10 protein-coding genes are annotated in these 11738 nt (G+C 71.7%); 6 read left to right on the forward strand and 4 right to left on the reverse strand.

All coding sequences use genetic code 11. From position 1 onward, the window contains the following. Positions 1-42 precede the first annotated feature (42 nt). Entirely contained in the window at positions 43-459 is a 417-nt protein-coding gene (locus tag KLP28_09420) for a hypothetical protein (protein QWC83855.1), read from the reverse strand. Between the two features lie 628 nt (positions 460-1087). Between KLP28_09420 and KLP28_09425 the strand changes: the two genes are divergently transcribed. Beyond that, the gene (locus tag KLP28_09425; GenBank protein QWC83856.1) at positions 1088-2947 is read left to right on the forward strand and encodes a hypothetical protein; all 1860 of its coding nucleotides are present in this window, start codon (positions 1088-1090) and stop codon (positions 2945-2947) included. Positions 2948-3167: 220 nt separating this feature from the next. On the opposite strand, the gene KLP28_09430 is transcribed toward KLP28_09425, so the two are convergent. Further along, on the reverse strand, positions 3168-4064 hold the full coding sequence (locus KLP28_09430; protein ID QWC83857.1) for a fibronectin type III domain-containing protein: 897 nt from the start codon (positions 4062-4064) through the stop codon (positions 3168-3170). A 213-nt stretch (positions 4065-4277) separates the two neighbouring features. Between KLP28_09430 and KLP28_09435 the strand changes: the two genes are divergently transcribed. From KLP28_09435 to KLP28_09445, 3 genes are all read left to right on the forward strand, one after another. After that, a complete protein-coding gene (locus KLP28_09435) occupies positions 4278-4697 on the forward strand; it encodes a hypothetical protein (GenBank protein ID QWC83858.1) in 420 nt (139 codons plus the stop codon). Positions 4698-4752: 55 nt separating this feature from the next. Further along, positions 4753-5466 (forward strand): hypothetical protein, encoded by a 714-nt coding sequence (locus KLP28_09440; protein QWC83859.1) that lies wholly within the window; start codon positions 4753-4755, stop codon positions 5464-5466. Positions 5467-5654: 188 nt separating this feature from the next. Next, entirely contained in the window at positions 5655-7055 is a 1401-nt protein-coding gene (locus KLP28_09445; GenBank protein QWC83860.1) for a PepSY domain-containing protein, read from the forward strand. A 961-nt stretch (positions 7056-8016) separates the two neighbouring features. Here the strand turns inward: KLP28_09445 and KLP28_09450 are convergent. Both KLP28_09450 and KLP28_09455 read right to left on the reverse strand, forming a co-directional pair. Next, positions 8017-9030 (reverse strand): hypothetical protein, encoded by a 1014-nt coding sequence (locus KLP28_09450; protein ID QWC83861.1) that lies wholly within the window; start codon positions 9028-9030, stop codon positions 8017-8019. Between the two features lie 22 nt (positions 9031-9052). Further along, a complete protein-coding gene (locus tag KLP28_09455) occupies positions 9053-9940 on the reverse strand; it encodes an alpha/beta hydrolase (GenBank protein QWC83862.1) in 888 nt (295 codons plus the stop codon). Positions 9941-10059: 119 nt separating this feature from the next. Between KLP28_09455 and KLP28_09460 the strand changes: the two genes are divergently transcribed. Together KLP28_09460 and KLP28_09465 are read left to right on the forward strand one after the other, a co-directional pair. Then, positions 10060-10893 carry a helix-turn-helix transcriptional regulator gene (locus tag KLP28_09460; protein ID QWC83863.1) on the forward strand — a complete coding sequence of 278 codons (834 nt, stop codon included), beginning with the start codon at positions 10060-10062 and terminating at the stop codon, positions 10891-10893. Positions 10894-10981: 88 nt separating this feature from the next. Continuing rightward, on the forward strand, positions 10982-11719 hold the full coding sequence (locus tag KLP28_09465; GenBank protein QWC83864.1) for a response regulator transcription factor: 738 nt from the start codon (positions 10982-10984) through the stop codon (positions 11717-11719). Positions 11720-11738 lie beyond the last annotated feature (19 nt).

The following is an 11738-nucleotide window of genomic DNA, read 5'->3' on the forward strand; positions in this document are numbered from 1 at the left end:
CGCACGGCCTCGCCGTACGGACTCGTCAGGAGCAGCAGTGAATCAGCGGCGCTTGTAACGGAAGCGGCGCGTCTGGACGTCGTTCTCGTAGTTCGCGTTGCCGAGGTAGCGCACCGTCACGAAGCCGGCGCGGCCGCGCTTGGGGGCCTTGAACCGGATGGTGCACTGGCTGTCGCTCCGGGTGCGGCAGGTGCGCTTCGCGATGATCTTGCCGTTCTGGCGTCGCACGCGCACGACGACGAGGCCCTTGGGACGGCCGGCGTCGCTGACGAGCTGCACGTTGATCGCGTTGCTCTTGCCGAGTGCGGGCCGGGGGACGTTGACGACGACCCGGGCCGGAGCGGGCGGGACGTAGCGGTCACCCGGTGCGGCCTGCGCGGTCTGGGGGACTCCCATGAGCATCGTGCCGGCCACGGCGGTGGCGATGGTGGCGCCGACGGCGCGCTTGGTGGTGGTCATGTGGTGTCCTCCGAGAAGCCTGGGTGCGTGGGCGAGGAGTAGCACATCACGGAAAGACGTACGGGTCTAGGGGATTAGTACCTATGGTCCGTGGATACAGGCGGCGCGGGCCGGGGCCCTGAGTGACCGAGGAGCCCGGCGGGTCGTCCGGGGAGGGGACCTGGAGACCCGCCGGGCCACCGGGCTCGCAGTGGGAGGTCGCGAGCCACGGTCGACGCGGTCGTTGCTGGGCCGGGGAACCCCGACTCGTCGTCGTCAGAAGACTAGGTGCCCTCACTCAGAGGGGCTAGTCATGACGGGCCATGTGGCGTCGATGTGACGCAGGCCTCGCAGCGCCGTCATGAGGACATGAAAAGACCGCGCTGGCGTCTCGGGTCACCAGCGCGGTCGACTACGACTATGGCGCACGAGAGCGTTTGCGCCAACCCGAGACGAGGTCTGACGGCAACTATTTTCCATTCTCCGAGTACGCGGTGCCGAAAGTCCCGAATACGACAGATGTCGGGCCTGGGATGCTGGTTCTGCAGAGCGGGACGTCCGGGACCAAGGTCCCGAATGGTCTGATCCACCCGGACCATCTATTGCGGACTTTCCGCGCGCCCCGGCCGGCTCGACAAGAGTTCGACGCATGGGGAGTCACCGGGCAGCGCGACCGGGCAAGCGCAACGCGCTGATCGTCGCTGCCGTCATCGCCGTCGCGGGCAGTCAGCTCGGAGACCGGTTCATGCCCGCGCTCGACAGCGGCGGCGACGAGGCCGCCCAGGTGCCGTGGGCGACAGACTCCTCACCGGTGGCCGCGCAGGCCCCGGTCGACCCCGACCAGGCGGCTCTCGAGCTCGCGCAGGCCGGCCAGGACCGAGCGTCCGACAGCGATGCGCCGGCAGGCCGGTCCCTGAGGAGCGAGACGCCGGCCGAGCGTCTCGAAGGGCTCGACACCAAGGTCACGCCGCCACCCCCCGCGACCATCTCCGGCGTCGTCCGCACGCCGTCCGGCGCGCGCCTCGACAACGTCGTCGTGGAGGCCGTCGCCGTGCAGAGCCCGCGGACGCCCCTGGGTGACGAGCTCACCCGCGCGCCTGTCGCGGCCACGGTGCTGAGCGGCGACACGGCGGCGGGTCGTGGGGCGTACGCCCTGGAGGTGCCGGCCGGTCGCTACGTCGTGCGCTACCGCCCGGCCCCGGGCGGTCAGGCGTGGCGTGCCGACTACAACGGTGACGTCGCCGCCGGCGAGCCCTTCATGGTGGACCCGGGCGAGGGGATCGCCATGGCGTCGCAGCAGATGGAGCGGTCACGACCCGTGACGATCCGCGGGCTGGTCTGGGACGAGAGCGCGGCGATGGTGCCGAACGTCGTGGTGCAGCTCGTACGCAAGGCCGGCGCGACGATGGTGCCGGTCGACTTCGCGATGACCGATGAGCTGGGGGCGTTCGAGTTCCCGCTGGCGGCGCGCGGCGAGCGCTACACGGTGCGGATCCGAGGGGGGTCCGACACCGAGGGCACGGTGCTGCCGGTCGGTCACGCGTGGTTCGGGGACGTCACCGAGTCCGTGCAGGCTCGCTGGGTGACGGCGGGCGAGGGTGCCTCGAAGGTGACACTCGGCCCGATCCGGATCACCGAGCGCATCGAGACGGTCACGGCGCCGACGATCGAGGGAGACGTACGCGTCGGGGCGGTGCTCGAGGTCGCCGATGGCACCTGGAACACGACCCCGGCCGCGGAGGCGAGCGCCAGCGAGCCGTCTCGAAACCAAGGGCTCGACCCCGGCCTCACCTACCAATGGCTCCTCGACGGTGAGGAGATCGCGAACGCGGTCGCCCCCACCTACCGGGTCGCCCAGGCCGACCTCGGGTCGATCATCTCCGTCCGCACCCGCGCCACGGTGGCCGGCGTGAGCGCCGAGGCGTACGCGCTCCCGCAGCTGGTGCGCCAGGCCGCCCCGCCGACGGCGACCACCCCGCCCACGCTCGACGGCGATCCCGTCGTCGGCGAGAGGCTCACCGCCGACGTCGGGGAGTGGGCGCCGCGTGCCGGCGCGAGCTCGGGCCAGGTGCGTACGTCGGTCGCGTGGCAGCGCGACGGCATCCGGATCCCGGGAGCCACGGGACGCACCTACCGGGTGCAGTCCGGCGACGTCGGCCACGAGATCGCGGCGGTGGTCGCGGCCGTGGTCACCTCGCAGGCCGGACGGTCGGAGACCGCGCTCGTGCCGACCGTGCCCGTACGCATCGACAACCTCCTCTCGACCACGACCGCCGAGAGGGTCGGGAATCGCGTCGCGGTGACCGTGACGAGCTCGGGCGGCGACCCGGTCACGGGCGAGGTGATGCTGCTCGACGGACGTGGTGGCGTACTCACTCGGCGACCGCTCACCGCAGCCGACGGCGGCTCCCTGACGATGCCGGGTGCGGGCTCATCCGTGGTCTTTCTGGGTGGTCCGGGTCTCACCGACTCAACCGCAGCTCTCGGACGTGCGAGGGCCGGCCGGTAGGCGGGACGCGAGCCCGGCTCCCTCAACTCAGCCGCAGGATGAACACTCCGATGATGCACCCCGTGAGCAGACAGAACGCGATCACGGCGGCCATCTGACTGGTCATCGGCGGGCGCGGAGATCTCTCGGGGTCGTCGTCGGACTGCACATCAGACAAACGATTGTTCACGACTAAAGTGACGCGAGGGCGCGGTCACATCGCGCCGCCGTGCAGGGCGACTCAGCCCAGCGAGCTCAGCGCCCTCACCGCGAAGCGGAACTGCGAGTTGCGGGGCAGCTTGCCGAACGCGGCGCGGGTGGCGTCCGGTCCGACGACCTTGCGGCGGGTGACGGTGCGACCGTTCTCGGTGGTGCCGCGCAGCACGACGGCGTACCCGGTGATCGCCGCGCCCCGCTCGCGGGCAGGGTCCCAGGTGACGACGACGCGGCGGGCGCGTACGCGGGCGTCGAGGCCCTGCACACGCGTGGGTCGCAGCACGGGCATGTTCACCACGTAGGTGATCGGCTCGCTCGCGCCGGCGTCGCTGAGGGCGGTGAGCGCGAGGCGGTACGTCTCGCCCCACTCCAGCCCGTCGCTGGAGATCTCGCGGGCCTCGGGACCGAGGTTCACCGGGCCCGACGGGAGACCGGTGACGCGGTACCCGGTCACGGGTGCACCGCGCTCGACGAAGGGGCTCCAGGTCATCTTCACCGACGTGCCGCCCCGGGTGACCAGGTGCAGCGAGGGGATGCCGGGGGCGCGTACGGGGGCGATCTCCTCGGTGCCCGGCGGGATCTCCGAGGCGTCGTTGACCGCGGAGGTCGCGACCACGTAGATCGTGTAGCGCGTCTCGGTGGCGAGGCCGGTGAAGGTCGCGGAGCGGGCCTCGGGGCCGAGCTCGACGGTGCGGGTGCCGGGGCGTACGGCCACGGTGTAGCCGGTGATCGGCGTGCCGTTGGGCGTCGCCGGGTCCCAGGTGACGGTCAGGGTGCCGTCGTCGAGGACGGCGCGGAGGTTCTCCACGCGCGACGGGGCGCTCGCCTGGCCCGAGGCGACCGGCACCGCGGCGGTCTCGGTGCCCTCGGCGTACGCGGGGCTGATCGTGCCGAGCCCGCCCAGCAGGACTGCGGCGGACACGGTCGAGACGAGAGCGCGGGCGGGGACGGCAGAGAGACGTGCGTGCCGGCGGGACCGAGAAGACATGAGGCTGACCTGTCGCGAGAAGGGCGCGGACCTCCCGCGCGCCACGCGCATCCTATCTAGACAATCCGGACATTGTCACCGGTTGTCCGACACACAGGACCTTGGGCCCAATGCGGACAGAGACCGCAAGGGACCGAGAACCGGCGAGTGTCCTCACCCCGGGGCATGATCGTCGTCGTGGAGACATGGACCCTGGCCGAGATCGACGCAGCGGTGAGGGCGTCGTGGGGACCTGACACGTCGTTCGCCACGACCGACTACATGGCCCGGGCGCCCGGGAAGCCCTCGCGCGGTCAGTGCGGGACGACCGCTCTGGTCGTCCAGGACCTGCTCGGTGGCGACCTGATGGTCGCCGACGTGGCGTACGAAGGTCAGGTGGAGGGCGTGCACTACTGGAACCTGATGCCCGACGGGAGCGAGGTGGACCTGACGCGAGACCAGTTCGCCCCCGGCGAGTCCCTCGTCAACCAGCGACGAGTGCTCGTGGGCCGGGATCCCTCCTCCGCCGGGGAGCAGCCGTTCCAGGTGCTGAGGACGAGAGTCGCCGCGGCCCTCGGTCCCCAGTAGGTCCGCGCGCGAGCAGGACTCCCTCGGAGCAAGTCAGGCGTCTTACCCTGGTCGCGTGCATCCACCCGCCACCGCCACGCGCGGCGTCCTCGTGGGCGCCGTCTGCGGTGTCGGCGCGGTGGTCGCGCACCAGCTGGCCGGGGGTGGCGCGGTGCCGCTCTCCCTCGCCCTGGTCGTGCTCGCGGGCAGCGTGGCGCTGGGACCACTCCTCGTACGCCGCGCCGGCCCCGCCCACCTCGGGGTGCTGGCCGGGGCGGCGGTGCTCCTGCAGTTCGCCGCCCACCTCGCGATGGCCCTGCTCTCACCGGCGCAGATGGCGTTGGCGGCCACGCGGCAGGCGATGGCCGAGGCCGGGCCCGTCCGCGTCCTCGGTGACCACCCCGGCTGCGAGGGCCACGTGATGTCGCACTCCGACGCCATGGCGGCCGGGCTGATGCCCCACGACATGAGCGGACACGGCAGCGGTCTGCTCGGCGCCCTCGACCACGCGGTCGGCATGGTGCTCGCGGGCGGCGTCTCGATGCTGCTCGCCCACCTCGCCATCGCCGCGCTCACCGCGCTCGTCGCCCGCGGCGCCGACCGGGCGGTGCTCTCCGCGCTCACCGAGTGGCTGCTGCCGCTCCTGCCGGTGCTCCTCACCCTCGTGCCGCGCCCGACGCTCCCCGCGGCGAGCACGCCGCTGCTGACCCCGACCACGGCCCCCTCGCGTACGCCGGCAGCGCCCCGCGGACCACCGCGCCGCACGACGTACCTCATCTCCCTCACCTGACGGACCTCGACCGGGGCCTGTCGGGCCCCTGCGTGCAGCCGCGCCCGGACGCGGCCACGCCCTCTCGAGAGGCCGTCATGACGACCACCCCTGTCCAACCTCCACACCCCGCTGATCGAGGTGCGAAAGCCCGACCGGTGGTCGAGGAGCGAGGCGATAGCCGAGCCGCGAGACCCCGGTCCCGCTCGATGCGCCCGCTGCTCCTCCGCCTGCACTTCTACGCGGCGATCCTCGCCGCGCCGTTCCTGCTCGTCGCCGCGCTCAGCGGCGGCCTGTACGCCCTCGCGCCGCAGATCGAGCAGGTCGTGTACGCCGACGAGCTCACCACCGACTCCCGCGGTCCGGCGCTGCCGTTGGCCGACCAGGTCGCCTCCGCCCGCGAGGTCGAGCCGACGCTGCCGCTGCTGGCGATCCGTCCCGCGGAGGAGGTCGGGCAGACGACCCGCCTGCTCTTCGACGACGGCCGCACTGAGGAGTTCCGTCGCCTCGCGGTCTTCGTCGACCCGGTCACCGCGGAGGTGACCGGCGAGTCCACCTCGTACGGCTCCTCCGGCGCCCTGCCCCTGCGCACCTGGGTCGGCGAGCTGCACCGCCACCTGCACCTCGGTGAGCCCGGGCGGCTCTACTCCGAGCTCGCCGCGTCCTGGCTCGGTGTCGTCGTCGCCGCCGGGCTCGGCCTGTGGCTGACCCGCCCCGGTGGTCGAGGGCGCTTCGGTGGCCGAGGAGCGAGGGGCTACCCGAGCCGCGAGACCCAGGGCGCGACCCGGCGCACAAGCCCTCGCCGTCGCACCCTCGCCCTGCATAGCACCGTCGGCCTCTGGGCCACTCTCGGCTTCCTCATGCTCTCGGTCACCGGGTTGACGTGGTCGACGTACGCGGGCGCGAACGTCTCCGAGCTCCGCTCCGCGCTGTCCTGGACGGCTCCGCCGGTCATCAGCGAGACCGGCCCCGGCTCGAGCGAGGAGGCGGGCCGCGCCGGCCACGCCGGCCACGGCGGCCACGGCGGCGACACCGCGGGCGGATTCATCCCGGTCGACAGCCTGGGAGTGGGATACGACGCCGCGCTCGCCTCGGCCCGTGCCGAGGGGCTCGACGGTCTGGTGGAGGTGACGGGTCCGACGGCGCTGAACGGCACGTACGTCGTCTCCCAGACCGACTCCACCTGGCCGACCCGTGGTGACGTGACCTCGATCGACCCGGAGACCGGGTCGGTGGTCGACACGGTGCGCTTCGACAGCATCCCGCTGATGGCGAAGGCGGCCTCGTGGGGCATCGACCTGCACATGGGTGTGCTGTTCGGGTGGGTCAGCGCGATCGCGATGTTCGGACTGGCGCTGGCGCTGGTCGCGATGATCGTGACGGGCTACCGGGCGTGGTGGCTGCGGCGTCCCACGCGGGGACACGCGTTGCGAATGGGGCGGCCCGTACGCCGCGGTGCGTGGCGGTCACTTCCTCCGGTCGGCACAGCCGCCGTCGTGGTGGTGGCCCTCGCTGTGGGCTGGTTCCTCCCGGTGCTGGGGGTGAGCCTGCTGGTGTTCCTCGCGATCGACCTCATGGTCGGTCTGCGCGGCAGCCGACAGACGGCCTGACGCACAGCGGGCGCCGGGGCCAGTGGCCCCGGCGCCCGCCGGTCGTTCTCTCCAGCGGCGGCAGGTGGCAGGTGGGACGGGCGGCCTCCATCTGCGTCTCGGTCTCACGTTCACGACGCGCTCCGGTCACGGCGGTGACAGACGAACCGAGAATCCGCGCCACAGTGCCGCCGCAACGGCCATCCGTCGATCGACCGAGTCGGGCACGACGCCCTGCTGCGCGGGGATCTGTAGCGCTCGCGCCATCGTCAGCACGGACTGGTCGTTCATTCTGTCGAGGAGCTCGGCCTGCCGCGTCGCTCCGACGGTTCGCGCAGCGTCCTCGCCCACGACGTGGGCCGTGGCGAGGCCGACGTCCCATCCGTGTTCGGTCAGCTCATGGAGGTCTCCGTCCCAGAGCCGCTCCGAAGTGTCTTCATCGATCTCGTGCCACAGCAGGACGGCTGCGAGGTCCTGGGCATCCTTGTCGTCGCCACGCGGCGCGCGATCGATGAAGGCAGACAGTTTGAGCGCCGCGTAGCCGCTGACACGTGGCCCGGATCACGGCTCCGCCGGGCAGTTGACAGGCGGTGGAAGTGGCGAAGACCTCGCGATATCCCCAGACATTGAGGCCTTCCGGTCGACGAGGCGGCGCGACGACACCGGGTGGGTGCTCGACGTCGCCGAACGGGACGATGTCGGTGGGGATGCCGGCGATGTCGAAACGGACGCCAGAGTGGCCCAAGCGTACGAAGCCTCGCGTGGCGGACTCGAACTCTTCGAGGTCGGACACGATGAGGGAAGGTCGACGTCGCTCGTGGCGCGAAGCGCTACCGGCGTACCGAGGGACGCGTGCACCGCGTCGCGGTAGGCAGCGCCCACCAGGAGGATGCTTTCCGCGTCGAGACCGCTGCCCCTCGCGAGCATCTCGGCGACGATCGTGTCGACCAGTTGCAGGTCCACCGGCCGGAAAGCAGCGGGGTCACCCAGCATGGCACTCGCGCCACTCGACGGCCGCTTGCATCAGCCTCGGGTCGGTCGAGGACATCAGGTCTCCATACACGAGCGGCCAGGGCGCGGCCGGCAGACGCCCTCCCCGGACCGTGACCTCGTACGCCGGCTCCGCGCCCGACGGCGGGGTCCAGAACTGCCGTCTCAAGAACACATCGGCCTTCCTGTCGCGACGCCAGCGATTGAGCCTGATCCACGCGGTGGGAAATTCGACCGAGTACAACGAGAGCGTGAGCGGCGAGCGGATGGCCGGCGCCGCTGCCTCGCCGCTCACGTACGCCGGCGGCACCTCCGCGGGCACGACGAGTTCTTGCCGCTCGGCCATGAATGCAGTCATCTCGAGCTGCGGTCCCAGGTTGAGGGGGTAGTTCGCGGCCCAGGCGTCGAGCAGTCGGTGGCGGGTCGACCCGGCGGGGTCGTAGCTGAGTTGACCTAGAGCGTTCTTGGTCTGATGCACGAGGCTCAGCGACGTGCCTGATACTCCGGCGAGGTCGCGCAGGGGTGCGTCCACGAGAAACGGCCAGGTGAGAAGGGCCGCCACGATCTGAGATCTACGTCCGCTGAAGAGGTTCGCGGGACGACCCCGTGATGCGTCGCCGTCAGGCCGGGACGCCCCGCGGACGTCGATGAGGACGTTGCCGAAACTGATGTAGGCGTTGCCGGAGAGGTCAACGAACTGTGCCTGCTGCTCGCGCAGACGCTCCGCCTGCTTCGCGTTGACGCGGCGGAGGAGCAGCAGGATCGGCGGGCGCTGTTCCGCGACCGATGCACCCGCCGGCGGCGAGGTCGCTTGGAGCAGACGGAACGCCTGTCCTGAGCCCGAGCGCGCGAGACGGACGACCCGATCGCCACCATCGGCTTCGTCTGCGGTCGAGAGTCCGAGCTGATGCAGGACGGTCAGCCACGGGGTCACGCTCACGCGAGGATCCCTTTCGATGAGGACTCGATGTTCGGTCTTATCGAACACTAGCAATTCATCGAACACTTGCGATGGTCCAGGGATCGATCTATCCCTTCAACGTCGGCACCAGCACCTCCGCCACCTCAGCCCCGAACTCCTCGTGGGCGAACAGCCCTCCCCGGCGTACGACGTGCAGCTGCGCCGGCCCCGCGAAGCTCGGCAGCATCGCCCGCGCCTCCTCCGCGGGGAAGAACGGGTCCTCGGCTCCGTAGACCAGCTGCACCGGTGCGCTCATCCGCGCGTGCACCTCGCCGAGCCGGCGCACGAGATCGAGGTCGAAGGCGCGCAGCAGCTCCCCGGCCGCCCACCGCCGCTCGGGGTCCTCGCGCAGGGGCTGCAGGAAGAATTCGGCGAACTCGCCGTCCAGCAGGTCGGCGTCGGCGAACGCGCCACCGAGCAGCAGCGGCGTACGCCGAAGCCTCGGCGCGTTCAGCAGCCGCGCCAACACGTGCTCGACCCCAGGCACGTGCCGGGCGGACACGAAGGACCGGAACCGCCACCCCATCCCCGTCGACAGCTCGGTGTCGAGCAGCCCCCATCCGCGTACGCGCGGGTCGTCGGCGAGCGCGTGCCGGGCGATCAGGCCGCCGGAGTCGTGCCCGACCACCGCGACCGACCCGGGCTCGAGCAGCCCGAGGGCGTCGAGGACGCGGCGTACGGCCTCGGCGTGCTCGAGGATCCCGAAGCGCGCGCCGCGGTCGAAGCGGCTCTGCCCGGCGCCCACCAGGTCGACCACGTGGCAGCGCACGTGCGCCGCGAGGTGGGGGAGCAGGGTGCGCCAGGTGGCGCCGGAGACCGGCCAGCCGTGCACGAGGAGCACGTCGGGTCCGGTGCCGACGGAGCGTACGGCGACCTCACCGTTCCCCACGTCGACGAACTGGTCGGGGGTCTCACGGAACATCTCGCTCGCCTCGGCAGCGGTCAACGTGGTCACGGGGTCCTCCTGGGTCGGGGTGATGAGTGGCTCGCCGCCAGCCTTCGTGCGTACGCGGGCGCTCGCAATGACGTCACGAGGTAGGTGCCGTCCGGCGCCGGCGTCCCTACGCTCACGACATGACGAGACCCGACACCCACGTCGGCGCGCTCCTGCGTCACTGGCGTGGCCGTCGCGGCATGAGCCAGCTCGACCTGGCGATCGCGGCGGACGTCTCGAGCCGCCACGTCAGCTTCGTCGAGACCGGCCGGTCCCAGCCGAGCGCGGAGATGGTGCTGCGCCTCGCCGCGGCGCTGGAGGTGCCGCTGCGCCAGACCAACGTGCTGCTCCGCGCCGCCGGTCACCCGGCACGCTTCGAGGACACCGGCGCCCTGCCCCCGGCCGTGGCGGCGACGCTGCAGACGATGAAGGAGCACCACGAGCCGTACCCGCTCATCGTGCTCGACCGCGCCTACGACGTGCTGGACCTCAACGACGCCGCCGCCCGGCTGCTGTCGGGCGTGCTCTCCAGCGTGCTGCCCGGTGGCCTCGCCACGACCGCGGACGCCGACGCCCCCGACCAGCAGCGGCTCAACCTCGCCCGCCTCACCCTCGACCCGGCCCTCGGCGGGCAGATCGTGCTCAACCACGACGCGGTCGCGCGCGACCTGCTCTGGCGCGTCCAGCGCGAGCTGCTCACCGACCCCGACGACGAGCGGCTGCGTACGGTGGCCGAGGACCTGCTCGCGACCCCGGGCATCCCCGAGGACTGGCGCCGCCCCGACCCCACCGCCCCGTCCGACCCCACGCTGGACCTGCATCTGCGGGTCGGTGAGGAGGTCTGGTCGTTCCGCATCGTGCTCAGCGCGCTGCTCGCACCGCTCGAGGTCGCGCTCGACGAGCTGCGCATCGAGCAGTGGTTCCCCGCCGACGAGGTCACCCGGCGGGGGTGTCAGGCCCTCGCCGGCCACTAGGCAACCGTCCGGTCACGCCCGTCGCTTGCCTCGCCACGATTCGGGGGAGATGACTTCCGGATCCCGTGAGCAGCCACAGGAGGACGACATGGCACCCACCGCCGACACCGACCACGCGCGGGATGACACCGGGTCGGGTCCCGTACGCGTCGCCCTGGTCGACGACTACGAGGTCGTCATCCGCGGTCTGGCCTCGCTGCTGGAGCCGTTCGGTGACCGCGTACGCGTCGTCGAGCTCGACGCCGGGCTGCGCGAGGTGGACGCGGCGGTCGACGTGATCCTCTACGACACGTTCGCCCAGCCGCGGGGTCAGGCGTTCGACTGGGACATCGTCTCGAGCCTGCTCGACCACGCCGACTGCCGGAACCTGCTCGTCTACAGCTGGCACGTCGACGACGAGATGGTCGCGGCGAGCCGCGAGGCGGGCGCCCGGGGGTGTGTCGGCAAGCACCTGGAGGCCGAGGAGCTCGTCGAGGCGCTGGAGAAGGCGGCCCGCGGCGCCGAGGTCTTCGTGACCGGTCAGGAGGACTCGGCCGCCGAGAGCGACTGGCCCGGACGCCAGTTCGGGCTGACCGAGCGCGAGTCCGAGGTCATCGCCCTGGTGGTGCAGGGACTCAGCAACGCCGACATCGCGCACTGCGTCTACCTCGGCGAGAGCACGGTGAAGACCTACCTGCGGCAGGCGTACCAGAAGATGGGCTTCACCAGCCGTACGCAGGCCGTGCTGTGGGGCATCAAGCACGGCTTCTCACCGAAGCACCAGCGGTTCACGATCAAGAAGGGCGCGAAGCAGGTCGCGACCGGCGGCCAGGCCACGAGTCGCTGACCACGGGTGGTCGAGGAGC

Source organism: Nocardioidaceae bacterium, assembly GCA_018672315.1.
Lineage (GTDB): Bacteria > Actinomycetota > Actinomycetes > Propionibacteriales > Nocardioidaceae > TYQ2.

Bases quoted from the DNA above. Each gene is read 5' to 3' on its own strand.
- KLP28_09460 (QWC83863.1), top strand. From the start codon at position 10,060: ATGACGAGACCCGACACCCACGTCGGCGCGCTCCTGCGTCACTGGCGT.
- KLP28_09425 (QWC83856.1), top strand. From the start codon at position 1,088: ATGGGGAGTCACCGGGCAGCGCGACCGGGCAAGCGCAACGCGCTGATC.
- KLP28_09420 (QWC83855.1), bottom strand. From the start codon at position 459: ATGACCACCACCAAGCGCGCCGTCGGCGCCACCATCGCCACCGCCGTG.
- KLP28_09465 (QWC83864.1), top strand. From the start codon at position 10,982: ATGGCACCCACCGCCGACACCGACCACGCGCGGGATGACACCGGGTCG.
- KLP28_09445 (QWC83860.1), top strand. From the start codon at position 5,655: ATGCGCCCGCTGCTCCTCCGCCTGCACTTCTACGCGGCGATCCTCGCC.